The 26657-nt window shown below is 48.7% G+C and carries 25 protein-coding genes; 16 read left to right on the top strand and 9 right to left on the bottom strand.

Translation table 11 applies throughout. The annotated features are described in order from the left end of the window. Positions 1-10: 10 nt before the first annotated feature. Entirely contained in the window at positions 11-1960 is a 1950-nt protein-coding gene (locus G343_RS0110825) for a BglG family transcription antiterminator (RefSeq protein ID WP_026366371.1), read from the bottom strand. 309 nt (positions 1961-2269) lie between these two features. Between G343_RS0110825 and G343_RS0110815 the strand changes: the two genes are divergently transcribed. Beyond that, positions 2270-3403 carry a M24 family metallopeptidase gene (locus tag G343_RS0110815; RefSeq protein ID WP_020008167.1) on the top strand — a complete coding sequence of 378 codons (1134 nt, stop codon included), beginning with the start codon at positions 2270-2272 and terminating at the stop codon, positions 3401-3403. Positions 3404-3575: 172 nt separating this feature from the next. Here G343_RS0110815 and G343_RS0110810 read toward each other — a convergent pair whose 3' ends face one another. From G343_RS0110810 to G343_RS0110800, 3 genes are read right to left on the bottom strand one after another with little or no spacing between them, the layout of a single operon-like run. Continuing rightward, on the bottom strand, positions 3576-4562 hold the full coding sequence (locus tag G343_RS0110810) for a glycine betaine ABC transporter substrate-binding protein (protein WP_020008166.1): 987 nt from the start codon (positions 4560-4562) through the stop codon (positions 3576-3578). A 14-nt stretch (positions 4563-4576) separates the two neighbouring features. Beyond that, on the bottom strand, positions 4577-5233 hold the full coding sequence (locus tag G343_RS0110805; RefSeq protein WP_020008165.1) for a cysteine hydrolase family protein: 657 nt from the start codon (positions 5231-5233) through the stop codon (positions 4577-4579). Beyond that, positions 5230-5784: a GbsR/MarR family transcriptional regulator gene (locus G343_RS0110800; RefSeq protein ID WP_020008164.1), complete on the bottom strand. Its 555-nt coding sequence runs from the start codon at positions 5782-5784 to the stop codon at positions 5230-5232. Before G343_RS0110800 ends, G343_RS0110805 begins: the two co-directional genes overlap by 4 nt. A 203-nt stretch (positions 5785-5987) precedes the next feature. Here G343_RS0110800 and G343_RS0110795 point away from each other — a divergent pair, with 203 nt between their 5' ends. Further along, complete coding sequence (locus tag G343_RS0110795) at positions 5988-6722, top strand: GntR family transcriptional regulator (protein WP_020008163.1); 735 nt, start codon at positions 5988-5990, stop codon at positions 6720-6722. Between the two features lie 68 nt (positions 6723-6790). Here G343_RS0110795 and G343_RS0110790 read toward each other — a convergent pair whose 3' ends face one another. Then, a complete protein-coding gene (locus tag G343_RS0110790; protein ID WP_020008162.1) occupies positions 6791-7825 on the bottom strand; it encodes an acyltransferase family protein in 1035 nt (344 codons plus the stop codon). Positions 7826-8055: 230 nt separating this feature from the next. On the opposite strand from G343_RS0110790, the gene G343_RS0110785 reads away from it, so the two are divergent. From G343_RS0110785 to G343_RS0110720, 14 genes are all read left to right on the top strand, one after another. Then, entirely contained in the window at positions 8056-9150 is a 1095-nt protein-coding gene (locus tag G343_RS0110785) for an NAD/NADP-dependent octopine/nopaline dehydrogenase family protein (protein WP_020008161.1), read from the top strand. A 20-nt stretch (positions 9151-9170) separates the two neighbouring features. Beyond that, a complete protein-coding gene (nhaC, locus tag G343_RS0110780) occupies positions 9171-10592 on the top strand; it encodes a Na+/H+ antiporter NhaC (RefSeq protein WP_020008160.1) in 1422 nt (473 codons plus the stop codon). 270 nt (positions 10593-10862) lie between these two features. Continuing rightward, positions 10863-11282, top strand: coding sequence for a phosphonate C-P lyase system protein PhnG (locus tag G343_RS0110775; protein WP_020008159.1), 420 nt, complete (start codon positions 10863-10865; stop codon positions 11280-11282). A 12-nt stretch (positions 11283-11294) separates the two neighbouring features. Continuing rightward, positions 11295-11852, top strand: coding sequence for a phosphonate C-P lyase system protein PhnH (gene phnH, locus G343_RS0110770; protein ID WP_020008158.1), 558 nt, complete (start codon positions 11295-11297; stop codon positions 11850-11852). Continuing rightward, complete coding sequence (locus G343_RS0110765) at positions 11853-12920, top strand: carbon-phosphorus lyase complex subunit PhnI (RefSeq protein WP_020008157.1); 1068 nt, start codon at positions 11853-11855, stop codon at positions 12918-12920. It abuts the gene before it with no gap. Next, complete coding sequence (locus G343_RS0110760; protein ID WP_020008156.1) at positions 12917-13759, top strand: alpha-D-ribose 1-methylphosphonate 5-phosphate C-P-lyase PhnJ; 843 nt, start codon at positions 12917-12919, stop codon at positions 13757-13759. Before G343_RS0110765 ends, G343_RS0110760 begins: the two co-directional genes overlap by 4 nt. Next, entirely contained in the window at positions 13756-14598 is an 843-nt protein-coding gene (locus G343_RS0110755) for an ATP-binding cassette domain-containing protein (RefSeq protein ID WP_020008155.1), read from the top strand. Before G343_RS0110760 ends, G343_RS0110755 begins: the two co-directional genes overlap by 4 nt. Before the next feature lie 16 nt (positions 14599-14614). Beyond that, positions 14615-15808: an alpha-D-ribose 1-methylphosphonate 5-triphosphate diphosphatase gene (locus G343_RS0110750; RefSeq protein WP_020008154.1), complete on the top strand. Its 1194-nt coding sequence runs from the start codon at positions 14615-14617 to the stop codon at positions 15806-15808. A 2-nt stretch (positions 15809-15810) separates the two neighbouring features. After that, positions 15811-16503, top strand: coding sequence for a phosphonate C-P lyase system protein PhnL (locus tag G343_RS0110745; RefSeq protein ID WP_020008153.1), 693 nt, complete (start codon positions 15811-15813; stop codon positions 16501-16503). After that, positions 16504-17316, top strand: a complete 813-nt coding sequence (locus G343_RS0110740; RefSeq protein ID WP_020008152.1) for a PHP domain-containing protein — start codon at positions 16504-16506, stop codon at positions 17314-17316. Between the two features lie 98 nt (positions 17317-17414). Continuing rightward, the gene (locus tag G343_RS0110735) at positions 17415-18476 is read left to right on the top strand and encodes a PhnD/SsuA/transferrin family substrate-binding protein (RefSeq protein ID WP_020008151.1); all 1062 of its coding nucleotides are present in this window, start codon (positions 17415-17417) and stop codon (positions 18474-18476) included. A 64-nt stretch (positions 18477-18540) separates the two neighbouring features. Further along, positions 18541-19422, top strand: a complete 882-nt coding sequence (gene phnC / locus G343_RS0110730; RefSeq protein ID WP_020008150.1) for a phosphonate ABC transporter ATP-binding protein — start codon at positions 18541-18543, stop codon at positions 19420-19422. 11 nt (positions 19423-19433) lie between these two features. Next, complete coding sequence (locus tag G343_RS0110725) at positions 19434-20246, top strand: PhnE/PtxC family ABC transporter permease (protein WP_020008149.1); 813 nt, start codon at positions 19434-19436, stop codon at positions 20244-20246. Next, positions 20246-21067, top strand: a complete 822-nt coding sequence (locus G343_RS0110720; protein WP_020008148.1) for a PhnE/PtxC family ABC transporter permease — start codon at positions 20246-20248, stop codon at positions 21065-21067. Before G343_RS0110725 ends, G343_RS0110720 begins: the two co-directional genes overlap by 1 nt. Positions 21068-21345: 278 nt before the next feature. Here G343_RS0110720 and G343_RS0110715 read toward each other — a convergent pair whose 3' ends face one another. Genes G343_RS0110715 through lpdA form a run of 4 tightly spaced genes read right to left on the bottom strand, consistent with a single transcriptional unit; the run spans position 21346 to position 26027 of the window. Next, positions 21346-22620, bottom strand: a complete 1275-nt coding sequence (locus G343_RS0110715) for a dihydrolipoamide acetyltransferase family protein (RefSeq protein ID WP_020008147.1) — start codon at positions 22618-22620, stop codon at positions 21346-21348. 13 nt (positions 22621-22633) lie between these two features. Beyond that, positions 22634-23680, bottom strand: coding sequence for an alpha-ketoacid dehydrogenase subunit beta (locus tag G343_RS0110710; RefSeq protein WP_020008146.1), 1047 nt, complete (start codon positions 23678-23680; stop codon positions 22634-22636). Positions 23681-23700: 20 nt separating this feature from the next. Further along, complete coding sequence (locus G343_RS0110705; protein WP_020008145.1) at positions 23701-24648, bottom strand: thiamine pyrophosphate-dependent dehydrogenase E1 component subunit alpha; 948 nt, start codon at positions 24646-24648, stop codon at positions 23701-23703. A gap of 26 nt (positions 24649-24674) precedes the next feature. Next, complete coding sequence (gene lpdA, locus G343_RS0110700; protein WP_020008144.1) at positions 24675-26027, bottom strand: dihydrolipoyl dehydrogenase; 1353 nt, start codon at positions 26025-26027, stop codon at positions 24675-24677. Between the last annotated feature and the right edge of the window lie 630 nt (positions 26028-26657).

Raw genomic sequence — 26657 nt, 5'->3', positions numbered from 1 at the left:
AAAGCACCTCCTATAGCTGACTTACTTCATCCAGACATTTGATAAGTCCTTCCCGGCCTTCATTTTTGACCCGTTCCATATAAGTCTGGTCCATCAATACAAATGACAGCTGTCTCAGTGCATTCAGATGAATCTTGGACGATGTGGTCGCCAGACAGATGACATAGATGACTGGATCATATCGGCTATGCGCAAAGTTAATCGGATCTTTCAGTTTTACGAAACTGTATCCTGTGCGATTGACATGATTCATCGATGAAGCATGTATGAGAGCGATGTTTTTTCCTATGACCATATATGGCCCGTGAATATTGAATTGTTCTATGATTTCCAGTGAGTATTCTTTTTCTACCAGTCCATCTGCGGCCAGCAGATCGACAGTTATCCGTATGGCCTCCTGCCAGTTTTTAGCACTGGCTTCCCATTTGATATAATCAGGTGACAGAAGTTGGTTGATCTTCGGTCCCAGTTTGATTGTCTGAGTGACCATTTTCTCCCGTTGCTCATTGACCACTTGATTCAAATTACTTCTATCTTCTGCATTTAAAAATGGACTGACATGCAGCGCAGGGACTTGAAATTTTTCCAGGTAAATGGTACTGATGATATAATCTATATCCTTCTCATTTAAATAATTATTATCCAGACTGGTGTATGAGCGCACTTCAACGATGTCCAGTTCAGGATAATAGCTTTCAATGCGTGTTCTCAGCAGTTGGGAAGTACCAATACCGCTGCCGCATATTAAAAGTACCCTGAGTTTCTTCTCCCGTTTTTTAATGCGTCTTTCGAGGGAGGCGCCAACATGTATGGTGATGAAGGCAATTTCATCGTCATTGAACTGAACACTGAACATTTTTTCGATGATATGAAGATTTGCTTTGACAGCATAGACAATATCCGGATATCTTCGGTTGATCTCTTCTAAAAGCGGATTGTCGTTTCTAAAACCATATTTGAATCTGTAGATTGCAGGCTTCAGATGTACCATAAGTCCCTCGATCAGTTCCTGATCATGGTCCACTTTCATTTCCATTTGTAAAGTGATATTTCTTAAGAATTCTATAATCGATTCTTTCAGCAGTTTTTCATCTTCAAACCCATCACGATGGTCATTCAGAGATTGTCTCGCCCCAAGCAGATGCAAGGTGATATAACCCGCTTCCGAATCAGGAAATATGATATCGAAGGCAGATTCCATCTCTTGCTGTATGCACAGTGCGATTCTAAATTCCTTCTTATTTTTCAATTTCTCAAGTTCAGATGCTGGCATTTCAATCCTGTAATCATTGCGCAGTCTGTGAAGTGAAATGGCCAGATGAAAAACGAGGCCGTCCAAAGAACTTTGCATTAAAGTGTGATTGGATTTGTTCAATGCAACTTCAATCACCTCATAAATTTTTGCTACAGCATGGGTGCCGGCAAACTTAAGATGCAGCGGTGTTTCATGATTTTGGTAATGCCGGCTGATAATCTCTACATATGCTTCACGAAAATTCTTTTCATCGCCAGTGACTTTAAATCCTTTATTCTTCACATATTCAAGTTCCAATGCCTTTTGAGCCAGCCATCTTTGGACGGCTTTTATATCCTCAACAATCGTTCTTCTGGAGACATTTAAAGTATTGGAGAAGTCATTGGAAGAGACGGGCGACAATGATTCGAACAGTATCAGTAATATCTGTTCAAAACGTTCTTCTGCTGAATAGAATGGTTTGAATTCTTCAGACACATCAGAGATTAAACTAAGCAGATCTTCATTTGTGTCGATTTTCACCCCTTTTTTCTTATTTCTGATGATCTCAGCACGAAGTGTTTGGAGCGCATCTTCGATATGTTCCAGATCATATTGGATGGTTCTTTCACTGACATTGAAGCGTTTGGACAGCGTCCTGATTGGAGTGTAATCCTGCTGATAAGTTAAATATTTGATCATCCGTTTTTGGCGTGGAGTAAACAATTGAATGACCCCCTTATTCATATTGTAAACGTTTTCTAAAATAATAGATGTGCAATGTATTGCAGTTATGGATCTGAATTTTTTCACTATTATAAAACGAGGACTTTAAAACTGATAATCATATGTATACTAATGAAATAAAATATTCGATATGTTAAATTTACAGAAGATTCAATTTTATAAACGATATGGGACTTTTATGGAATTTGACAATCAGCCAATACTCATTTGGTTTGTAATTGGCTATAGGGGTAACATGCTTATGCAGAATAATAAGGAAGATAAAAATTTGAAGGGAGCCGGAGAGTAATGACAGAGAGTGGAAGGATCGAGAATTTGAGAAGGGTCATGGAAGCTAAATGTATGGATGCTTCCATCATCTTCAATTTCGAGAATCAGTATTATTTCAGCGGTCTCAAGGCAATCACCTATTCACGTCCTATCATACTGATTGTTGAAAAAACACAATACAGCCTGATCATACCGAAGCTCGAGGAAAACCATGCGCAAGTGAAGACGGATGCTGACCATCTCCATGTGTATCATGAAGTGCAGACAAGTGCGGATCAGCGGACCAGCTATCAGGCACTGCTGGATGATGTGCTTGAAGGGCTGCCGGCAGCCGGCATTGTCGGAATTGAATACAGTTCGCTGCCGGCTGAGCTTGTTTTCGCCATCCAGGATAAAGGCTTTGAATTAGAGGATATCGGGAGCGACATCGTGGCGATGCGTGCGGTCAAAAGTGATGAAGAGATCAGCATGATCAGAGAATCAGGCGAACTGGTCAGCAGGGCGCTCGAGGAAACAGTCGAAAATACGGCGTCAGGCCTCACTGAAATGGAGATCGACCACTTCGGCAACCAGTATCTGTTCGATACAATATCCAGGGAATACCCGGCGTCCACATTGGATTATTTCGTCATGTCCCCCTCCGGCATCGAGCGGACAAACATGCCGCATGTATTCTCAAATACAAAGCAGATTTCAGACGGGGATATCATCATTCACAGTCGGCAGGTCGGATTGAACGGCTACCGGGCAGAGTGTGAGCGGACGCTGTTCGTCGGGGAACCGACCGAGCAGCAGAAAGAAATATTCGATGTCATGATGCGCGCCCAGCAGGCCGCATTGGACTTTATCAGCGTCGATGTCACCGCCAAAGCGGTCAATCAGCAGGCGCTCGACGTTATCGTTAAAGCCGGCTACGGTCAGTACATCGCTCACCGGACCGGCCACGGCATCGGCATCGGGCTGCATGAAGCGCCGTCGCTCAGGTTCGACAATGATCTGGTGCTCAAATCAGGCATGGTATTCTGCGTTGAACCCGGCATCTACGTCCCAGGTGTCGGCGGTTTCAGGCATTCGGACACCGTCGTGCTGAAGGAAGAAGGTACAGAGATCATCACCGGTTACCCGAGAAATCTGGGGCAGCTTGTGGTCTGATAGAACGAAGATTTCTATACGCTTTTAAAGAATGGAGACTGGAAAAAATCCAGTAAAAATATTTGCAACGGTATTATCAATTGAACCCCCGGATTGCCAGATTAGACAAAACACCTGGCCTCCGGGGGTTCAATTGATCGTTATGATATCGTTTCATTTATCGGTTCTGAAACTATTCGCCCAAACCTTCTGTCCAGCTTTCCAGAAGATCTGGATTGTTTTCGAGAAACTGGCTGGCTGCTTCAGCAGGTTCTAAATCATCCACGTTAACCATGACAAGCAGTTCGTTTTCCATTTCCTGATCGTAATCTTCCAACAGACGCTGCATCGCTTCATATGCTGCGGGTGAATCTTCCTGGAAGCTGGTGTGAGCCAAAGCGCCGATGCGGTCACCTTCACCGCCGTAAATTTCCTGGGGATCTTCAAGCATTGTCAAATCCATTTCTGAGAACATCCAATGCGGCTGCCATCCTGTAATAACAATCGGTTCTTCATTGTCAACGGCTGACTGCAGTTCTGACAGCATTGCTCCTTCGGAACTGGATTGAAGTTCCCAATTATCCAGACCGTAGTCTTCAATTGCCGTCTCTGTCTGCAGCATGACACCGGCTCCTGCATCGATGCCTGTAATCGTCCAGTCTGTGGCTTCACCAACGGCCTGATTGCCTTGCAGATCTTCAATGGAATCCACATCCATATAAGATGGTACGGTCAGTGAAAGCGGTGCGGAATCCACAAAGTTACCCAGATCTTCTAAATCCTCACCATATTGATCCCAATATGTCTGGTCTGTTGCCGGCAGCCATGAAGCGGTCATAAATGATGCATCATCAGTAGCAACACTGGAATACATCGCGCCTGATTCAACCTGTGAAGTCTCGACAGTATAACCGACTTCCTCAAGCACCTGGGCAACCAATGGCGTCCGTGCAATAGCGCCCGCCCAGGCAACATAAGGGATCGTCAGTTCAGATTCACCAAGTTCGGCGGTGCTTGAACTGTCGGATGCACTGCCGCTGCTTTCCTCTGTACTGTCTTCACTTGTGCCATTTTCGCTCTCGCCTGAACTGCTGTCTTCGTCGCTGCCGCCGCATGCAGCCAGTACAAGTAATGCAGCAAATGCTGCTGCCAGGCCGAATAATCTCATCTTCTTATACATAAAATATAACCACCTTATAATAATTGATTAAAGACTTCTTGCATATTCTCCGGGGTGAAATGCAATGAATCTGCTCTGTCTGCTTCCCATGCATCGAATGTTTTGCCTGCCATACGTCTGAGTATGTTCTCCGTATCGTATATTTTGAGTGCGTATACCCAATTGGCGATCATCATCAGTGCTGACATATGCGAGCCCTGATTGGAGGCTGCGCATATGTCTCTGACCAGGTGGATGTTATAATCCCTGAAATAGGCATCAAACACGGACGTTAACAGACAGCCGTCTGTCACGACACCGCCGATTATTACATGTTCTATCCCCATATTTCGGAGGATTAGGTCCAGGTTCGTTTCATAAAAAGCACTCCAGCGGTATTTATCAATGATAATATCCCCGTCTTTTGGCTGTATGTCATCGATGATTTCTGCATTTTCTTCATTACTATTGTAATAGCAGGGCGTACCATCGCTTTTTAACGGTTCACCCAGAGACAGGGCGACGCCATCTGAACGATTGATCTGGCGTGTATAGATGACAGGGATATCCAGCTCCCGGAATCCATTTGCCAGTTGTTTCGTATTTGAAATCACCTGATCCATACCTGTAATGCCAAAGTTGCTTTCTTTTTGAAGGTCAATGAGGACGAGTGCTGTGTTATTTTTATTCATGGTGTCTCCCCTTTATCTTTCTTTGGTTTAGGCAGAAAATCAAAGATCTCCCCGGATTCCATGGCATTCGCCAGAGACGTTGTCCAGTCAAAATACTGGTGGGAGTTCTTAATGAGATTAAGGTCATTTTCTGCTTCTGCTCTCACCTGATCATCGGACGATTCCCGCAGGATCTTCTCCAGCTTTGGCTGTGCCTGTTCAGTTCCTTTCATAATGAGGTTGCGCTCCTGCCTGATTTTATTGACGAAGAAAGTAAGGAAATTTCTTAAGTAATCCTTATCTGCAACGTAGTGATCCTTCCGTTCGCCTTTCTTCCAGACCTTTGTGACCATGTCAGTCTCGAGCAGTTCCCGCATACCATTACTCACGCTGCCTTTGCTCATTGCGACCTGATCTTTTATCTGATCAAGGGTCATTGGTTCGGTCGAAAAGTAGAGCACCCCATAAATACGTCCGACAGAAGGCGTGACTCCATAGATCACCATGGACTGGGCCAGCGCACTGATCATGATATCTCTTGCTTCTTCGATTGAATCCATTTCATCTGACATTCAGGCACCTCCTAGTTTAATTTATTCATTTTATACTATACATATTAAATAAAATGAACTGTAAAATCAACCCCGCCATAAAGAATATCTAAATAAACAGGGATGTGATTGAAGAAATGAGTATGGAGTGAAGATGATTTTCTGTATATATACAGAAAATCGTTTAGAATGGATATGCCAAAAATTTTCCGGAGGTCTTTATCATGTCCAAACCTGACTTCAACATTTCCAGTGAAAGCAGAATCAGAAACACGATTCAGGAGAAGATCCTTAACAGGGAACTGGCGCCTGGAGACAAGATGCCCAGTGAAAATGTCATTGCGGATGAATTTAAGGAGAAGCGGATTGTGGTGCGGAATGCGCTTGTGCAGCTGGAGAAGATGGGACTGCTGGAGGGCCGGCAGGGGATCGGCCGGTTTGTGAAGGCAAGGCTGCCGGTGATTGAGCTGGATATGACCGGGCGGCGCAGTTTCTCTGACAAGATGGCAGCGCAGAGTCTGCCTTATGAAAGCCGGATCATTTTTGCCCGATACGCCACTGAGAGTGAACAGAAGCGGTATGAGCAAATGATCGGTACGACGGGTGTGGCTTTATTCAAAGTCGGGCGGCTCCGGATCGTGAACGATGTCCCCTGTGCCATCCATATTTCATACATACGTGAAGATGTCGTGCCTGACATCAGTTATGAGACGGATCAGCTGGGTTCGATATTCAAGTACTACAATAAAAAAGGCATTACGAACTTAAAATCCGCCGGCACACAGATCACCACTGCCTTTCCGACACTGTCTGAACAGGAATATTTGGAATGCCAGGAGCTCGTGCCGCTGATCATCTATGAAACCCAGACCATCGATATTGACAGTGACAGGCGGCTTGAACACACCCGGATTCTCTACAGAAGTGATCTGTTCAAGCAGCAGATAGATATCCACTGATAAATCATAAAACGCCCTTCAAAATGCTGCACCTCTTAGGTGTCTGACTTTGAAGGGCGTATTTTCTGCTAGTTTGAAACTGCTTTTTTGGAATCGGGCTTACGGTTCCGTTTGTAAATTTTATAGAGTGCGTTCTGAACCGGCTGTTCGACGTAACTGTAGATCAGATAGGCGGCAATGACGGTACCGCCGACAAGGATGATCGTATAGATCGGGTGCGTATACCCCAGGTCATGCAGATGATTGATGATGACATACCCGATATTCTGGTGGATCAGATATAAAGGATACGAAATCGTTCCGAAAAACACGAGTATTTTGGAGCTCAGGAACTGCAGTTTGTTGTTGATGACCAGATAGAATATCGCGACGAACGCTGTTGTGAACAGGGTATTTTCAATGCTCATGAACGCCAGGTCGTAGAGTATGCACAAGGCGATTACCGCGTAATACTTCAGCTGGTCTCCATGCTGCCAGATGGCGTAGAACATCATGCCGATGATGAACATCTGACTGAAGCTGGCGATTGAGAATTCTCTAATCATTGTTGTCAGCTCAGTATCGAAACCGGCATGCACCAGCTGGATGATGACGGAAAACCCCAGCCATGACAGAACGATCGGCATGATCCTCTTTTCGACTTTGAAGAACAGCAGGACGGCCATCAGGATATAGAATGTCATTTCGACACGCAATGTCCAGTAGACGCCGTCCACCCGCGGGGCCCCAAGGAAATCCTGGAACATCGTCAGGTTGATCAGTGCCGGCATGATGTCGATCTTCAGCTGATCAATCGAGGCGAGAGAGACAATCGTGAATGTCAATACGACAGCGAATATATATGCCGGGTAGAGTCTGAAAGCACGTTTGATCGCGAAGTCGGACACGGACCTGACTTTAAGGATGGACATATAGATGACGAAACCGCTGATGATGAAGAACAGCTGCACACCGTATTCACCAAAAGCGAACAGGTCGCTATACCCCCCATTCACCTCGCCGAACCGTTCTTCGTAGCGGATGGTATAGTGGAAAAGTACAACACCCAGTGCTGCCAATCCGCGAAGCGCATCAATTTCGGTGAACCTTTTTCTTTGAGACATAGTAAAATCCCTCATCATTTATCAATCTGATAGTAATATACCCGTTTCTCTTGAGTATAGCCCAATATAATACATTCCCATTCTCGAATTCAAACGAAAAAGAGCTAAATGACTATATTTTAAGACAATTTTGTGACGGAATTCGAACCGTTTATTTCAATAAAATTATTATTAATATTTTGAGTATGATAATATGAATTTGATTAATTTTACACAAAGGAGCCAATACGATGAGAGTGGATAAAGTTGCGGTTTTAGGGGCTGGCAATGGCGGGATCACAGCGGCAGCCGATCTGACGAACAGAGGCTTTGAAGTTCATCTGTATGACGCTGCGGAATTTTCGGATAATCTGGCTGGTATCCGAAGAAATGACGGAATTAAGCTAAAGGATGCGTCCGGTGAAATTTTCGTCCCATTCAACAAGGTAACGAATAATATTGAACTGGCGATCAAGGATGCACAAATTGTGATGATTACTGCGCCGAGTTTTGCGATTGAATCCATTGCTGAGCAGCTCGCGCCGGCGGTTTCGGAATCTCAGGTCATTTTCCTGAACGGGGCGGGGTCACTGAGCGCGATCCGCTTTGTCAATAAAGCGCGGGCAATGGGCATAGACAAAACATTCCGTATTTGTGAAAGCAACTCCTTGACGTACGGCACGCGTGCATTTGCTGAAACCGCCGAGGTTGAATTGTCCCTGTATGTAAAAAAATTGTTTTTTGCGGCTTACCCAAGTGCTCAGACAAAAGTGCTGTTTGAAGTGTGTGCTCAAATATATGACTGCTTGGTGCCGGCGCATAATATCTGGCACTCGACACTGGAGAACGGCAATCCGGAGGTCCATCCGGGCCCGTCATTATTGAACGTCGGCAGGATCGATTATTCGGACGGCGAATTCTGGTTATATAAGGAGGGGATTACCGAACATACGGTGAAGGTGCTGGAAGCTGTTCAGAATGAACGGATGGCGATTGGCCGTGCATTTGGCTTTGATCTGGAGAACGCAGTGGAAAGCAGGGCAAGAAGAGGATATTTCAATAGTGAAACGGAGAACCTGCAGTATCTGTTCAATACGAGTGAAGTCTTTACGCAGATCAAAGGTCCTGCCGCCGTCAATTCCAGATATTTCACTGAAGATATCTCCAACGGACTGGTGCTGTGGTCAGACCTCGGACGGGCAGCTGGCGTCCGGACACCAAATATTGATTCAGTCATTACGCTGGGCAGCACAATTTTAGAGACGGATTTCTTTACAACCGGATTGACGCTCGAAAGTCTGGGACTGGCTGGTCTGGACCCCGGCCAGCTGATTGAGAACGTCTGATTTAAACATAGGAGGTATACATGAAGCGGGAACCAACATTCTTTGAATCGATATCATGTTTTATATTTCTGGCGGCCGTTGTGGGTGGCGGCTTCGCTTACTTCAGTATCCCGATACAGCCGCTGCTGCTTCTGGCTGCCGCCTATGCGGCAATGATTGCATTAAGGGTCGGGCTGTCCTGGAGTGACATGGAACAGGGCATCATTAAAAGGCTGAAAACAGCCATGCCGGCGGTGTTTATTTTATTCTCGGTCGGCATCATCATCGGCACCTGGATATACTCCGGCACGGTGCCCATGCTCATCTATTATGGATTGCAGATGATCAATCCGACATACTTCCTGGTGACCGCCTTTGCCATCACTGCGATCGTCTCTGTGGCGACCGGTACTGCTTGGGGGTCAACGGCGACCGCCGGTGTGGCGCTGATGGGTATTGCCGCCGAACTCGGTGTATCACCGGCAATAGCGGCCGGAGCAATTATATCCGGCGGCGTATTTGGGGACAAAATGTCCCCGTTATCCGATACGACAAACCTGGCGCCGCTGGTTGTGGAGGTCAATCTCTATGAACACATTCGTCATATGCTGTGGACCACGGTGCCGGCATCAATCGTCGGGGCTGCCGTCTGGTTTTTCGTCGGCATAAACACCGAGTATTCATCGGCTTCAGCGGATAATGTCCAGGGGTTACTGAGGGAACTGGATTCGATATATAACTGGAATCTTTTTATGCTGCTGCCGTTCGCCATTATTTTGTACGGCGCACTCCGGAAAAAACCGATTGTCCCGATGATGCTGCTGGCCTCACTTACAGCAGTGTTTATCGGCATGTTTTCCAATGGATTTTCAATTGTCGACGGGTTCACAGCCATGGCGGACGGGTTTAATATATCAATGATCCAGTCTGCCGGCGTCAATCCGGGGAGCTTATCGGAAACAGTCACTTCATTAGTAAACCGGGGCGGTATATTCAGTATGACGACAATCGTAGTGACGATATTTTGCGGCTATGCGTTTGCAGGCATTGTGGAAGCTGCCGGCTGTCTGGATAAAATACTCGCAGCATTCTCTGAAAAAGTGCAGACTGTATGGCAGCTGATCGGTGCGACGATTCTCGGCAGTCTCATTATCGTATTCACCGCCGGTGTCGCATCGATATCGATCATCATGGTCGGTGTGCTGCTGCAGGACACGTATGCCAAAAAAGGTCTGCACGCCAAAAACCTTTCCAGAACATTGGAAGATTCCGGAACAATGATACTCCCGCTGGTACCCTGGGGCGTATCCACCATCTATTACGTTGAAGTGCTCGGCGTGGGCATCGGTGACTACTGGATATGGGCCATCCCGTGCTATTTGTGTATCGTGTTCGCGATGATATACGGATTCACTGGCATTGGCATCGCCAGATCGGAAGAAGCGCAAGCAAAAACGGAATAAGTGGTTTATATTTAAAAAATGAGAACTGCAGACGCCTTTGATCAGGTGTCTGCAGTTTTTTGCGTGTGTTTTAACAGTCATCGGGGCCTACTTTGAATGACCGTTAGGCTTTTAATGGTCATCGAGAGTCACTTTCAATGACCGTTAACCTCAAAATTCCAAACCTATCCCCAACATTTACGTTCTCAATGGCTTCTTTACATAATTTACAGACTCTTAAAACTCATCAGCTTGGCAACAAGTTAGAGTAGTTGGTGAGGAGGTTGGATTATGGATAAGAAACGCTGGACGTCTTTATTTATCAGGTACGGCAGGAACGAAGCAAGCCATTTCTACAATACTTATAAAGACAGTGCTGATTTTGATATTGTCTCGGCACCGACTGAAGGGCTCACGATGATCAAGGTGCGGGAACATGCTGAAAGCAGTCTGTTCTATATTGGTGAGATGCTTGTGACGGAAACGAAGATCCGCCAGGGGCAAACGGTAGGCATGGGTGTTGTGAAAGGATCGAATGAAAATCTCAGCATGGCGATGAGTTTCATCGATCTCTGTTTCAATCTCGGCATCCTCCAGGATGAACTGCAGGATATTCTGAAGGGGCTTGAAATGGCCGAACAGCATTACGTGAAAAAAAAGACGGACGAGATCCTTAAAACCAAAGTGGATTTCGACATGATGACGGAGTAAGGAGTGAAAATTATGCAGACAATGGTGCATATGACGCAGCAGCATTACCGGGAACTGGTGGATTTGTACAGCCGGCCGGGCGAGATCAGGATTTCAGGGTTTGACACCTCCAATTATTCCACATTTTCTGACAGCACGCTGGCGACAGTGCTGACTTTATTCGACAATGAAGTGTCGTTCAGCACATCGCTGAAACAGGATGCAGAGGAATTCAGTACGTTGACCGGTGCGCACTGCACTGAAAATCTGGATGCAGAATTCGTGGTCGTCAAGGCAGGCGAGCTTACTGAAAAGATTTTTCATGAAGCAGCTGTCGGCACATTGGGTTCCCCGGAGCAGTCGACGACGCTGATCATAGAAGTCCCGTCGATTGGTGAAGGACAGAAGTATGCGCTCCGGGGACCGGGCATCAAGGATATCAATACACTTGAAATGACGATCGACGCCGGATGGATGGCACTGAGAAGTGAAAAATGTCTGGAATTTCCGCTGGGCATCGATCTGATCATCGCCGATCAGGACAATCAGCTGTGTGTCATCCCGCGGACGACGAAAGTGGAGGTGAAGTAGATGGGATATGTTGCAGTCAAAGGCGGTACGAAAGCGATCTCGGCTTCTGTTGAAATGTATAAAAATAAAAACCGCGTCGAAGCGCTTGAAATGGAAATCTCACAGATTAAAGCGGGCATGGCCCAGATGATCAACCAGATCATGTCCGAAGCAAGCCTGTACGACAGGGATCTGGCCGCGCTGGCAGTCAAACAGTCGGAAGGCAACATGGAAGAAGCGGTGTTCCTGCTCAGAGCGCACCGTTCCACACTGCCGAGATTATACTATTCAACCGTGACGAACACGCGGGAAATGTTTGTTGAACGCAGGGTATCGGCCAGTTTCAAGGATATTCCCGGCGGCCAGATCCTTGGCGCCTCGCCGGATTTCACGCACCGTCTGCTCGATGACACCATGACTTACAGCGAAGCGTCCTTTGAGATGACGGACGCGGACAGCTACGGCTATTCGCTTAGCCGTCTGCCAAAAGTCATCGATTACCTGGCGTCAGAGGGCCTGCTCAATAAAGTACCGGAGGATAATGAGACACCGGATGATATCACGAAGCAAACGATCGAATTCCCAAGCTCCAGAAGTGAAAGACTGCAATCCCTGACACGCGGCCAGACTGGGGCAGTGACTTCCCTCGGCTATGCAGAAATCCGCGGCTACGGCTATTCTTCGCATCCGAACATCGGTGAAGTGCGTGTCGGTCAGCAGCCGGTCCATATCGACCCGTTTGGCGACGGGGAGGGATATTTCATCGGTGATGTTGAACTGACGGAAGTGGATGCCTTCATGCCGGCAGATGGGGATGCAGCGGAGCAGTCAAAGGAGATGGAATTCAAGATTGGCTGCGGACTTGTGTTCGGTCAGAACGAAACGAAGGCGATCGCGATGAGCGTACTGGATTATAGTCTGAGCCACCCGGTGCCGGGAGTGGCGACCGGCGACGATGAATTCGTATTGCTTCATGTGGATTCCGTCGAGTCCACAGGCTTCATATCGCATTTGAAACTGCCGCATTACGTGACATTTCAATCGGTGCTCGACCGCATCCGAAAGACGAAAGGGGGGACGGAATCATGAGACAGAACTATGCATTCCTTGACGAAAACTCCAAAAAAGAAATCAGAAGAAAAACGTTAAAAGCGATCGCCATCCCCGGCTATCAGGTGCCATTCGCCTCAAGGGAGCTGCCTATCGCCCGCGGCTGGGGGACTGGCGGACTGCAGCTGACACTGTCACTGGCCGGTCAGAGCGATACTGTCAAAGTCATCGACCAGGGCTCGGATGAATCGGTCAACGCAGTCAACATCCGCAAGCTCATTCAGGATACGACCGGGGTGCCGGATACGATCCATACCGATGCGGCGACCCTCATACAGTCCCGGCACCGCATTCCGGAAGTGCCGCTCAAACCGTACCAGATCCTGGTGCTGCAGGTGCCGATGCCGGAGCCCCTGCGGCCCGTAGAACCGCAGGAACGCGTGACGAAGATGCTCCATGCGGATAAGGAATACAGCGGCGCGTGGCTCCGGCTGTTCGAACAGATCATGAATTATGATTCGATTACTGAAGACGCCGACTATCCGGTGCTGGTGGAAGGCCGGTACGTCATGGCGCCAAGCCCGATTCCGAGATTCGACAATCCGAAAATGGACAACAACGACGGGCTCATTTTGCTCGGCGCGGGCCGTGAGAAGAAGATCTGCGCACTTCCGCCATACACGAAGGTCAAGTCTCTGGCTTTTGAGGACTACCCGTTCGAAGTTGAATCGTTCGATGATGTCATCTGCCGGCAGTCCGGTCTCACCGGCGTCTACATGGATGAACTGATCGATGAAGAAACGGGTGAAACCTATTATCAGACCAACGATACCAGCTACATGCAGGAAGCGATGAACAGGGAGGGCTCAGTCAAATGAGTACACACGATAATATTGCGCTGAGCGTCAGAGGCGCCGGAAAATTCTACGGCGACCGGTGTAACTACTGCCGCAATGAAAATAATCCACTCAATAATAATATTTGCCCGTATTGCCGCACGGTTTTCGCTGTAGATGATGTCTCGTTCGATCTCTACAAGGGAGAGATTCTCGGCATCGTCGGCGAAAGCGGCAGCGGCAAAAGCACGCTGATGAAAATGCTTTATTTCGACCAGGAACGCTCTGCAGGTGAATATTACATCACCGGCTATGCGGAGGGTGTGCCCAATGTTTTCACACTGTCCAGTCAGCACCGGCGGGAGATTCAAAACGAAATCCTCGGCATGGTCTACCAGAACCCGGTCTATGGTCTCAAAATGGATTTTTCATCCATGAGTAACATCGCAGAAAAACTCATCGCAGCAGGCTCCAGAAATGTGGGGGAAATGACCGCTGCCGGTGACCATTTTCTGGATAAGGTCAACATCCCGCTGGACCGTAAATTCGAACCGCCGGAAAATTTCTCGGGCGGCATGCAGCAGCGGGTACAGATCGCCAAGGCATTATCTAATTATCCGCCGATTCTCCTGCTTGATGAAGTGACCACGGGGCTCGATGTTTCCGTCCAGGCGGACGTCCTGGAACTGATCAAAGAAATTCAGCGGGAGCTCGGCATCAGCATGATTGTGGTCTCGCACGACCTCGCCATCATCAGGATGCTGTGCGATCGTACCATGGTGATGCTGAACGGCTCAGTAGCAGAAGCGGGCATTACCGATCAGATACTGGAAGATCCAAAGCATCACTACACTCAGCAGCTGGTATATTCAATCCTTTAAGAGGGAGGCACACACATTGAAAGTAATCATAAACGGCAATGTCATCACAGCGCAGGCAGTACTCAGCAATGCAGCCGTCATTATAGACGGCCAGTATATCCGGGACATCATCCCGATGCGTGAAATGAACGGTCATCTGGCAGATGCCGATCAGATCATCGATGCGAAGGGCGGGTACGTCAGCCCGGGGTTCATCGATATTCATTCCGACTATATCGAAGGTATTGTTGCCCCGAGGCCGACGTCGCTCATGGACGTATCGCTCGGCATCCGGGAATCCGAGCGGATACTGAGCGCCCACGGTATCACGACGATGTTCCATTCATTATCCATCTATCGGAAGGATATGTTCGGGCACAAGCCGATCCGGGATCCAGCGAATGTGGAAGCGCTCATCAATGCGATTGCACGGACGCATAATGAAGCGCACCTGATCCGGCATCGACTGCATGCCCGTTTCGAACTGGATGCAGTGGAACAGCTCGACTCTATCCGTAACCATCTGAAGGCCGGTGACATCCATCTGCTCAGTTTCATGGATCACACACCGGGACAGGGGCAGTACCGGAATCTTTCAGTATATAAGGATACGATGAAAGGATATCAGTCACTGACGGATGGCGACATTGACACAGTGATCGCTGAGAAAAAGGAATACGAGCGTCTGAGCCTGGACGATATGCAGCATCTGACGGCACTTGCTGAGGAACGGGATATTGCGGTTGCTTCCCATGACGACGATTTCACTGAGAGAATCGATTTTAACACCTCGCTCGGCACGACCATCAGTGAATTCCCGATCACGATTGATGTGGCCAAGTACGCCCATGCCAAAGGCCAGCATACGCTGGCCGGCGCGCCGAATATTATGCTCGGCGGTTCGCATTCCGGCAACCTGAACGCCGCAGGGGCGATCCGTGAAGGCTGCATATCCATATTATGCAGCGATTATTATCCGGCGGCGATGCTGCATTCCATATTCAAAATGCATACTGAGTCTGGCTATGCGCTTGAAGATGTGATGAAACTGATCACGCTTAACCCGGCCAGGGCGGTAAAGATGGATGACGAAATCGGTTCGATTACGCCGGGCAAGAAAGCGGATATTAATGTCATCCAGTTGAATGATGGATTCCCTGTTATTACAGAATGCATTGTCGACGGTGCGGTCATCGCTCAATACCATTACCGTCTCAATCAGGAGGTGTGAAAATGTTAAGTGTACAAAACATATCAAAGTCCTTTACCATTCATCATCTCAAACAGACACGCACTGCCATCGGTGGAGTCAGCCTCCATGTCGACAAAGGCGGTTTCCTCGGTATTGTCGGCAAAAGCGGCAGCGGCAAATCCACAATCCTAAAAAGTATTTACGGCACTTATAAACCAGACGCAGGGGCGATCATGTATGACTCCCAGGAACATGGAACGGTCAATATACTTGATATCAGCGATTACGATCTGATCAGGCTGCGCCGGACGGAGATCGGCTATGTTTCCCAATTTCTTAAAGTGATGCCCCGCACGACGAGTCTGGAACTGGTGACGCAGTCTCTGCTTGAAATGGGCGAACCTCAGGAAATTGCGCTGGACAAGGCCAAGGATGCATTGCGGCACTATGATATACCGGAATCATTATGGAACAACTATCCGAATACATTCAGCGGCGGCGAAAAACTGCGGCTGAATATTGCCCGCGCCACTGTCAAGGCACCGAGGCTTTTATTACTCGACGAACCGACAGCATCCCTCGATTATGATTCGAAGCTAAAAGTCCGTGAAGCTATCAGTAAATTAAAAGCCAACGGCACGACGCTGATCGGCATCTTCCATGACCTGGATTTCATGGAAGGCTTGTGCGACCACGTGTATGATATGAATGAAAAAGCGCAGCAGGTGATCTGAATGGGCAATATCGACCTTCATGTCCACAGCGCATTTTCCGATGGTTCGGATTCGATCGGCACCGTGATCGAAAAAGCGAAAGCACGCAATGTCGATGTGTTAAGTTTCGTGGATCATGATTTCACGGCGACTTACCCAAGGGCACGTGAAACTGCCCATGCCGCGGGCATCAGATTGATTCCGGGTGTTGAGATTTCAGCCTATGACTTCAGCAGAGACCGCAAAGTCCATGTGCTCGGCTATGATTACGATCTGGCAGCCCCCAATATTAGACAAGTGACAGATCCTTTGCTCGAGCGCCGTCACGCCCATTCACTCCGGCAAATTGAACAGTTGAAGCATGAAGGGGTCGATGTCGATGCCAGCAGGATTGCCTCCCGCCTGGAGCCGGGTCAGACAATCTACAAGCAGCACATCATGGCTGATATTACAGCGGCGCATTTCACCTCGGAGCACTATCAGACGTTGTACCGGCGGCTGTTTAAGGGTGACGGACCGGCGGCCGGCGATATCGTTTATGCGGATGTATTTGAGGCCGTGCGCGCCATCCGGGCAGATGGCGGCTATGCCGTGATTGCACATCCCGGCCAGCTGAACTCCTATGACTTGATCACCGAGGTGATTGCGGCGGGTCTTGACGGCATTGAAATCATCCATCCGGATCATACGCCGGCGGACTTTAGAAAGGTGACGGCCCTGTGTGAACGGTACGGGCTTTTTACCACCGGCGGCAGCGATTATCATGGGGATTTCGGCGCAAAGGCCAGCATTGGCATAGAGAAGCGTATGTTAAAAGATCATCCATTTGTTTAAGTTTTAACGAATTATGTAAAGTATCGGTAAATTACATTTACTCGAATACCGGAATCGGATTTAATTAAACGGGGAATAAAATGATCCAAGGAGTGTAAATGAAAATGAAAAAATGGTTGTTTGGACTTGCTTCATTGACGTTGGTGCTATCGGCGTGCGGTAACGATTCAGGCGGTGGAGAGGAAAGTGCGAGTGCAGACGGTGAATCGTCCAGCGATGAACCGCTGAACGTGGTATGGTATCCGAATGAATCCGGAAATGAGCTGGCGGATGCACGGGATGAGATCGGTACAGTTCTTGAAGAGGCGACCGGCAGGGAAGTTGAACATGAGCTGACGACGGATTATTCAATCGCTATCGAGAGTATCGTCAATGACAATGCGGATCTGGCATTTATGGGTGCTGAAGGCTACATACAGGCTAAGGATCGTAACGATGCCGTCGTTCCGCTTGTTGTGCCGTCAGGTGAAAGCGGCACTGAGGAAGACGCGATCTACTACAGCTGGTTTGCGGCGCTTCCGGAGAACATGGAACAGTATGAAGGCGAAGATGGTGAATACGTACTTGATAATTTCGAAGGTAAAGACTTCTCGTTCGTATCTGCATCATCCACATCCGGTTTCAGAGTGCCAGCGTCCACGCTGCAGGGACATTTCAGTGAACAGGAAGCGTATTCCGATCTGACAGCCGATCAGATTGCAGAGAGCGGTACTTTATTCAACGAAGTGATGTTCGGCAACTCCCACCAGGGCTCGGCAGTGAATCTGCTGAATGGCAGAGCGGACATCGCAGCATTTTGTGATACTTGTGTCGATAACTACGTGGAAGTGGCCGAAGGGGAAGCAAATACGCCGGGGGCCATCTATGAAGTGTCTGAAGGCGCAGCCGCACCGTTTGAAGAGTTCGCAGGGGAACAGTTCGGACTGCTTGACGTGACCCCGGTACTCAATGCCCCATTCGCGGCAAACAGTGATACATTGAGTGAAGAGGAAATTTCCACAATCCAGGATGCGATGACGTCCGAAGAAGTCGCAAACAACGAAAATATTTTCGTCCCGGAAGATTCAGAACAGGGCGGCTTGTTTGAGAAAACGGGCGACGAACAGTTTGTGGTTGTCGAAGATTCATGGTTTGATCCGATCAGGGAACTTGGAAATTAAACGAGATTCATTTTGGGCAGGGAGGGGGTCACACCCCCCTGCCTTCAATTATGGAGGGCATTTTATGACTGTAATAACGAATGACAAATCCAAGCAGGCTGAAGGCAAGCAGACAGACCAGGTGGTTTTCCCTTTTCCAGAAAATCAGGCAGAAGCAAAAACGCACCGGCTGGCAGATGCACCGGATGTGATGGCGCTGGAAAATGTGGATAAATCATATTCCGGCACGAAGAAAGTGCTGAAGGATATTTCGTTTGATATTAAGGAAGGGGAGATGCTGGCAATTATCGGGCCGTCCGGTGCCGGCAAATCGACGCTGCTCCGGGTGATTAACCGCATGATTGAACCAAACAGCGGCTCAATCACGTTCAACGGCAGGGAGACGCTGTCGATGAAAGGAAAGAAACTGCGTCAGATGCGCACGGATATCGGCATGATTTTCCAGCATTATAATCTTGTGGACCGGCTGAGTGTGTTTGAGAATGTGCTGCATGGACGCCTTGGATATAAGAACAGTATACAGGGGATTTTGTCGCTCTATTCCGAAGCGGAGAAACAGCGGGCACTGGACATTATCTCCGAGCTCGGCATCAGGGAACAGGTGTATCAGCGGTGTGATGAATTGAGCGGCGGCCAGAAGCAGCGGGTCGGTATTGCGCGGGCGCTTATCCAGGATCCTAAGATCATTCTGTGTGATGAACCGATTGCCTCACTCGACCCCAATTCATCCCGCATCATCATGGAATATCTAAAACGGATTTCCATCGAGCGCGGCATAACAATCATCGTGAACCTGCACCAGCTGGATGTGGCGAAGAGATACGCCGACCGTATCATCGGGCTGAATGACGGCACGGTGGTCTACAACGATTCACCGGAAGAGGTCCAGACTGAAGTTGTCAGCCGCATATATGGTTCGAAAATTGACGAATTAATCGTGGAATAGGTGAATATTGAATGGGAAAATCAAATGTACAGCATGTCAAGGATATCGATATCATCCGCAAAAAACATCTCAAGCTGATTTTCGGTGCGGTCATCCTCATAGCACTGATATATACAGCAGGGGAGGTTACCGATTACAATCATATCGACGGTGTGTTGAGCGTTCCGGCGGCCATCCAGTGGCTGTTTGGCAACATGCTTTTCAGCAGCTCGACCCTGGCAAATCTGCCGAATGTTCTTCGTGTGTTGTGGGAAACAGTGCTGCTTTCCGTAGTTTCCACGACAACTGCCGCACTTTTTGCACTGTTTTTTGCCATCATGGGTTCAAAGCAGACGTCAGTCAGCGGGGTGCTGATGTGGATTGCCAAACTTGCGGCTTCCATCAGCCGTAACATACCGGTCGTTGCATGGGCGCTTATCCTGGTCATCAGCTTCGGGACGAATGCGGCGACAGGCTTTCTGGCTTTATTCTTTTCGACATTCGGGTTTTTGGTGCGGGCATTTATCGAAACGATCGATGAAGCATCCAGTGATTCCATCGAGGCGCTGAAAGCGACCGGTGCCACTTACCCGCAGATGATTTCAAAAGCTGTGATACCGGAAAGTATGCCACAGATGTTCAGCTGGGTGCTCTTCATGATTGAAACCAACATTAGAAGTGCCACCCTCGTCGGCCTGCTGACAGGCACTGGTATTGGATATCTGTTCGATCTTTATTATAAACAGCTGGACTATGAAATGGTCTCACTCATTACACTGGCGATTGTCATTGCAGTGCTTATCATCGAAAGCATTTCCAATCTGATCAGAAGGGAGATCCTATAATGATGGATTATGTTGATCGCAACAGTAAAGGGCAGATTAAAATCAGCCGGCCGAACAAAGGACAGCGGCGATTTCGGGCACTGCTCATCTGTACATTCATTTTTACCATTGTCGGATTCTTCCTGCTTGATTATGGCGGGCTGCAGCTGTGGAGCGCCATTGCAGATACAGTGGACAATCTGCGGATCATGTTCCTGGAACCGCAGCTGAATAATACAACGCTTAACAACGCAGTCATGCAGGTGCTGATCACGCTGTGCCTGGCATTTTTGTCCACGATTCTGGGGGCCGTGATTTCCATATTTCTGGCATTCGGCACAGCCGTGAACCTGTCCAAACCATGGCTCAGCACCCTGATCAAAGGATTTATCACCATCATCCGGGCTGTGCCTACGGTACTGTGGGTGCTCATATTTGCCATCGCAGCCGGTTTGGGCGCAGTCGCCGCCGTCATTGGGATGCTCTTCCACTCGATCGCGTATCTGGTCAAAGCCTATTCAGAAGCATTCGAAGAAATCGACGAAGGCAAGATTGAGGCACTGCGCGCCACTGGATCAAGCTACTTTCATATCCTGTTCCAGGTCGTTGTGCCTCAGACAAAATCATATCTGATCGCCTGGACATTCCTGCGTTTTGAAATCAACTTCGGCGTTGCGGTCGCCATGGGCGCAGCCGCAGGCGCGGGCGGTATCGGTTATGAACTGTTCATGTCCAGTACGTTCTATTACGATATGAACGAAGTCGGCATGATCACGTATATGATTCTGATCGTCGCAGTGCTGCTGGAGCTGGTTGCGAACAAATTGAAGCGTGCGGCGTAGTATGATTTGAGTCAGAGAACCGCCCCGGCGCCGGGGGCGGTCCTCTGTGTTTGAGATTGCGATGAATGCAGCATCGGCGCGAAAGGCTGCGAATGCCCGCGCTGGTGAGCGCTGGCATTCGTTCAAATTCCGAGTGCCCGCGCCGGTGAGCGCTGGCATTCGTTTGGATTCCGAGTGCCCGCGCTGGTGAGCGCTGGCATTCGCACCACTCATTCAAAACATCAGGATTTATTTATTCGATAAAAAAGATAGCCCGCACTGGGCTATCTCAGATACTTTTAAAGGACCAGCAGATATGGGTTTTCGATATATCTGACAAGGATCGTCAGAAATTCTCCTGCTGCTGCACCATCCAATATCTGGTGATCGAATGTGAGGCTGAACGGGATTTTTGTAATTTCAGTGACCTCATCATTGACCATGGCGAGTTCTTTTTGGAATGCGCCGACACCGAGTATGCCTGATTCGGCCGTATTCAGAATTGGAGTGAAGTATTCAACCCCGCTGCCACCCATGTTGGAGATGGAGAAGGTCGAACCTGATAAGGTTTCCTGAGAAGCTTCACCGTGACGTGCCTGGGCGGACAGGTCTCTGATTTCTTCAGCGAGTGCGCCGATGGATTTCTGCTCGGCGTGCTTCACGACCGGCACAACCAGTCCTTCGTCAAGTGCTGTGGCGATTCCCAGGTGGACTGCATCATATTCTGTCAGTTCGCCGTTTTCATACCTTGAGTTCATCTTCTTATAATCCTGCAGTGCTAGCACCGTTGCTTTGGCTATCAGCACGGTCAGTGACAGTTTGACATCAATGCTGCTCTGTTCTGCTTCCGTCCGAAGTTTCTTCTGGAAGTCGATCAGCTGATCGATTTCAGCCTTACGGTGGAGGGTCAGCTGAGCGGTATTGTCGAGGCTGGCGCGCATATTTCTGGCGATGGTTTTGCGCATCGGATTCAGTCCTTCTCCGACGTCCGCCGCCTGTGGTGTGGTACCAGCCGCTTCGGCTGTTTCACCGGCAGCGGCTGCTTTATCCAGGCCGCCCGCCAGGACTCTGTTGATATCGAGTCTGGTGATTCTGCCATTGCCGCCTGTGCCTTCAATCTGTTCAATCGGCAGGTCATGTTCTGCAGCCATCCTTCTTGCCAGAGGAGAGATGAAAATACGGACGTCTGCTTGTGCTGAGCCGGCAGGCCTTTTGTCTGCGTTCTGAGTTTGCGGTGCTTCAGCAGGTGTTTCCGCAGGCTCATCTTTGCCGGCGGTTTCAGGGGTTTCGGCCTCTCCTTCATCTTCAGCTGAGCCTGCCTCAACCGTTGATTCTCCCGCTTCACCAATCACCCCCATAATGCCTTTGACTTCTATGGAGTCCCCTGCATCGACTTTTATTTCCAACAGTTCCCCGGCACCGGGAGATTCAACATCCTGGGACAGCTTCTCAGAACTGATGGTGGCGACGGTTTCTCCTGCTTCCACCGTGTCACCTACACTTTTATGCCATTCTTCCACTGTACCTTCTTTCATTGTCATTCCCAGTTTGGGCATCACAATGTTTTCAGCCATTATTCATCACCTCCTAGGATTTTACAGATTTGAGATCTTCAATTAACTCACTGGCAACGTCCATAACTTTGTCGGCGTGTGGTATATAAGCCTGTTCAAGGTTGGCGGAGAATGGTACGGGAGTATCCGGTGCACAGACGGTTTTGATGGGTCCGTCCAGATAATCAAAGCCGATATCGCCGATGACGGAAGCCACATCAGTGGCGGTGTTATTGTGAGGATTGGCTTCGTCCACTACGACGAGCCTTCCGGTCTTCTTCACGGATTCAAGCACAGTCTCTTCATCCCATGGCGATACCGTTCTCAGGTCGATGACTTCCACGGAAACGTTGGAGGTTTCCAGCTGTTCAGCGACCTCCTGGGCAACCTGTACCATTTTACCGATGCCGACGATTGTCAGATCCTCGCCTTCACGGGCGATTCCGGCTTTGCCGAGTTCTACTGTATAATGGCCTTCCGGCACCTCACCTTTAGTCCCGTACAATGTTTTGTCTTCCGAGAATACCACGAGGTTATCATCTGCCATGGCAGCGAGGAATAAACCCTTCGCATCATTGGGATTTGATGGTACGACGACTTTGACACCAGGAATCGCAGCAAACATGCCATAAAGGGTCTGTGAGTGCTGGGCGGCTGCGCCAGCACCGGCGCCGTGTATCGTGCGCATGGTCATGGGAATCTTCGCTTTACCGCCGAACATATACCGCATCTTGGCGCCCTGGTTTAGCACAGGGTCAAGCATGAATCCAACGAAATCGTTGAACATGGTTTCAGCAATCGGACGGAGACCGGTTGCAGCTGCCCCGACCGCCGAACTGATCGTGACATGCTCAGCAATCGGTGTATCGATGACCCGGTTTCTTGTGTACTTTGCGGCCAGTCCCTGTGTGACACCAAAAACGCCGCCGAATGAATCTTCTTTCTCTTCTTCCAGGTGCTCGATTTCAGCACCGCCGGAAACGTCTGTACCGATGACGATGACATTGTCATCGGCTTCCATCGACATGTCTATTGCTTCATTAATGGCGCCCATAAACGTCATGTTACGGTTTTCACTCATTGATAATTCCCTCCTTATAGTTATGCGAAGACATCTTCGTACAGTGAGTCAATGTCCGGCTCAGGGCTGTTCTCAGCGAATTCTACCGCCGCTTCGACTTTTTGTTTTGCGTCTGTTTCGAGTCTTTGTGCGTCTTCTTCAGTCAGCCATTCGTTCTCCATCGCTTTTTTCTTGAATTCCTCGATGCAGTCACGTCCGGCGTTTACATCATCCGATGATTTATATTTCTGTTCATCTCCTTCGAAGTGGCCGTAATTGCGGTATGTGCTGCATTCTATGAGCGTCGGGCCTTCACCGTTTTTAGCGCGTTCAATGGCGGCTTTAGTTTTATCAAAAACGTCTTCCACGTCAATGCCGTCAACAAATTCACCCGGCATGCTGTAGGCTGAAGCTCTTTCTGCGATCGTTTCTGTCGCACTGGCGTACCTGTGGGCTGTACCTTCTGCATACTGGTTGTTTTCACAGATGAATACGACAGGCAGATCCAGGATTGAAGCGAAGTTCAGCGCTTCGTGGAAGATACCTTCATTGGCACCGCCATCTCCGAAGAAACATACCGCAACGTTCTCTTTACCCAGGTTGCGGATGGATATCGCGGCTCCTGTGGCCAGTCCGAAACCGCCGCCGACGATACCGTTGGCACCGAGCATGCCTTTATCTATATCAGCCACATGCATCGAGCCGCCTTTCCCTTTGCCGAGTCCGTCTTTTTTACCCATGATTTCTGCCATCATATATCTTAGATCACATTCTTTGGCAATGGCATGTCCATGCCCCCGGTGGGTACTGGTGATGTAGTCATCATCATCGAGCTGTGACATTACACCGGTCGCCACCGCTTCTTCACCTGCATACAGGTGGACAAAACCGGGGATGGACCCTTTGCTGAAAATATGGTGTACTTCATCTTCAAACTGTCTGATTTCATTCATTTTTTCATAAATCCACAGTGCGTCCTGTTTCTCCATAAATGCTTCCTCCTTTTAAATTTGGGTTATATATGAATCGCCTGGTTAAAGAATAAACCAGCGCTCTCACCAATGGCTTCAGATTGAGACGGATGGGGCTGCACGACGTCGGACAGTTCATGCATTGTGCCTTCCGATGCTTGAGTTGCCAGGACCTCGCCGATCAGCTCTGTGGCATTTTTGCCGACGATGAACGCTCCGAGCAGCTCGCCGTGCTGTTTATCGTTGATGATCTTGATGAATCCGCCTTCATCGCCGTCTACCGCCGCCTTACTGTTGCTTGAGAACGGAGATCTGGAGACACTGACATTGAAGCCGGCCTGTTCAGCTTCCGCTTCAGATAAACCGATTGAGGCGGCCTCCAGTGCAGTGTATATACACCGCGGGATATCCGTCTGATTCAACTTCGGTCTGCCTTTGCCTGTCATGGCATCCACAGCGGCAATGCCTTCCGCACTGGCGGCGTGGGCAAGCTGATACCTGCCGATCAGGTCGCCGATGGCATAGATATTCTGTTCACTGGTTTCGTAATAGTCATCGACCTCGATGGATTTATCGTCCGGGCCTGTCTTTAAATTGAGATTTGCTGCAGCTTCTGTGTTCGGGGTTCTGCCTGTGGCCACAAGCAATGTGTCATAAGAGAAGGTGTCGTCTGTCGATAGTACTTTGCCATCCTGTACTTCTTTAATGTCTGCCTGCGTGACAATGTGAACCCCCTGACTTTCGAGGTGGTCTTTCAATGCGGCGCTCACTTCTTCTTCCTCAGTGAGCAGGATATCTGCTGCGGCTTCAATGATGGTCACGCTGCTGCCGAGCATGGCAGCCGCTGATGCGATTTCCGAACCGATGACACCGCCGCCGATGACGACGAGTTCCTTCGGTAATTCAGTCAGCTCGAAAAAGGTATCTGTCGTTTCATAAGCCGATGACTCCAAGCCTTTAATCGGGGGGATAAACGGCCGGCTGCCGGTGGCGAGAAGAATATTATCCGCTTTGATGTTTTCGCCGTTGACTGCTACCGTATGACTGTCTTTAACGTCAGCACTGCCTTCATATAATGCAACGCTGTTCTTATCCAGCAGATAGCCGACGCCGTCCGTCAGTTTTTGCACAACATCTGTTTTGCGTTCTGTCAGACGGGCATAATCAATGTTTATCTCACCGGTGTCAATGCCAAAGCTGCCTGCCTTTTTAATCTCCTGAACCATGGCACCGTGTTTAAGCAGGACTTTGGAAGGGACGCATCCAACGTTCAGACATGCGCCGCCGACCTTTGCCTTTTCAACAATGGCCGTTGATTTACCGAGCTGTGCTGCACGGATAGCAGAAACATAACCGCCTGGACCGGAGCCAATTACAATCAAATCATATGTTTTCAATCTTTTTAGCACCTCCTGTCAAACATAAGTAAGCGCTTACATTTGTTATCTGTAATGTTACGCTTATCCATTATGGAATTCAAGGAAAGTGATGGGCAGAACATATGATAAAATGCATGTAAAAGTTAGGGAAAAGATTCGGATGTTTAAAAACATGGACAATTATCTGGAAGGCAGTCAGAGAATAGCGATTATTATCAAAGATTGGCGGTAAAAAATATGAATATCTCCCGGAAATGGGGGGAAGCGGTCGTTCAAAGTGACTTTTCGTGTACTCGATTTAGAATCGAGTATACGCGGACGATTTCTCTTGTAGTCGATTTAGGATCGAGTATACGCGGATGTTTTCTCTTGTAGTCGATTTAGGGTCGAGTACCCGCGGACGATTTCTCTTGTAGTCGATTTAGGATCGAGTATACGCGGACGATTTCTCTTGTACTCGATTTAGGATCGAGTACCCGCGGATGGTTTCTCTTGTACTCGATTGCGAATCGGATATACGCCAGAGGCGTATTTTATAATGAACTTAGCCAGTTGAACAAAAAACACGTGAATTTTATTCACAAATTCTTTTCATGCCAATAAAAATGACCGGTGATCCCGAACAGCGGGTCACCGGCCGTTTTTATA

The sequence above is a fragment of the Salinicoccus albus DSM 19776 genome, from assembly GCF_000385175.1.
In the GTDB taxonomy this organism is placed as follows: Bacteria; Bacillota; Bacilli; order Staphylococcales; family Salinicoccaceae; genus Salinicoccus; species Salinicoccus albus.
Note: the sequence above shows the minus strand (reverse complement) of the source record. Positions and strands in the feature narration are given on the sequence as shown.

Bases quoted from the DNA above. Each gene is read 5' to 3' on its own strand.
- G343_RS0110815 (WP_020008167.1), top strand. From the start codon at position 2,270: ATGACAGAGAGTGGAAGGATCGAGAATTTGAGAAGGGTCATGGAAGCT.
- G343_RS0110810 (WP_020008166.1), bottom strand. From the start codon at position 4,562: ATGTATAAGAAGATGAGATTATTCGGCCTGGCAGCAGCATTTGCTGCA.
- G343_RS0110805 (WP_020008165.1), bottom strand. From the start codon at position 5,233: ATGAATAAAAATAACACAGCACTCGTCCTCATTGACCTTCAAAAAGAA.
- G343_RS0110800 (WP_020008164.1), bottom strand. From the start codon at position 5,784: ATGTCAGATGAAATGGATTCAATCGAAGAAGCAAGAGATATCATGATC.
- G343_RS0110795 (WP_020008163.1), top strand. From the start codon at position 5,988: ATGTCCAAACCTGACTTCAACATTTCCAGTGAAAGCAGAATCAGAAAC.
- G343_RS0110790 (WP_020008162.1), bottom strand. From the start codon at position 7,825: ATGTCTCAAAGAAAAAGGTTCACCGAAATTGATGCGCTTCGCGGATTG.
- G343_RS0110785 (WP_020008161.1), top strand. From the start codon at position 8,056: ATGAGAGTGGATAAAGTTGCGGTTTTAGGGGCTGGCAATGGCGGGATC.
- nhaC (WP_020008160.1), top strand. From the start codon at position 9,171: ATGAAGCGGGAACCAACATTCTTTGAATCGATATCATGTTTTATATTT.
- G343_RS0110775 (WP_020008159.1), top strand. From the start codon at position 10,863: ATGGATAAGAAACGCTGGACGTCTTTATTTATCAGGTACGGCAGGAAC.
- phnH (WP_020008158.1), top strand. From the start codon at position 11,295: ATGCAGACAATGGTGCATATGACGCAGCAGCATTACCGGGAACTGGTG.
- G343_RS0110765 (WP_020008157.1), top strand. From the start codon at position 11,853: ATGGGATATGTTGCAGTCAAAGGCGGTACGAAAGCGATCTCGGCTTCT.
- G343_RS0110760 (WP_020008156.1), top strand. From the start codon at position 12,917: ATGAGACAGAACTATGCATTCCTTGACGAAAACTCCAAAAAAGAAATC.
- G343_RS0110755 (WP_020008155.1), top strand. From the start codon at position 13,756: ATGAGTACACACGATAATATTGCGCTGAGCGTCAGAGGCGCCGGAAAA.
- G343_RS0110745 (WP_020008153.1), top strand. From the start codon at position 15,811: ATGTTAAGTGTACAAAACATATCAAAGTCCTTTACCATTCATCATCTC.
- G343_RS0110740 (WP_020008152.1), top strand. From the start codon at position 16,504: ATGGGCAATATCGACCTTCATGTCCACAGCGCATTTTCCGATGGTTCG.
- G343_RS0110735 (WP_020008151.1), top strand. From the start codon at position 17,415: ATGAAAATGAAAAAATGGTTGTTTGGACTTGCTTCATTGACGTTGGTG.
- phnC (WP_020008150.1), top strand. From the start codon at position 18,541: ATGACTGTAATAACGAATGACAAATCCAAGCAGGCTGAAGGCAAGCAG.
- G343_RS0110725 (WP_020008149.1), top strand. From the start codon at position 19,434: ATGGGAAAATCAAATGTACAGCATGTCAAGGATATCGATATCATCCGC.
- G343_RS0110720 (WP_020008148.1), top strand. From the start codon at position 20,246: ATGATGGATTATGTTGATCGCAACAGTAAAGGGCAGATTAAAATCAGC.
- G343_RS0110715 (WP_020008147.1), bottom strand. From the start codon at position 22,620: ATGGCTGAAAACATTGTGATGCCCAAACTGGGAATGACAATGAAAGAA.
- G343_RS0110710 (WP_020008146.1), bottom strand. From the start codon at position 23,680: ATGAGTGAAAACCGTAACATGACGTTTATGGGCGCCATTAATGAAGCA.
- G343_RS0110705 (WP_020008145.1), bottom strand. From the start codon at position 24,648: ATGGAGAAACAGGACGCACTGTGGATTTATGAAAAAATGAATGAAATC.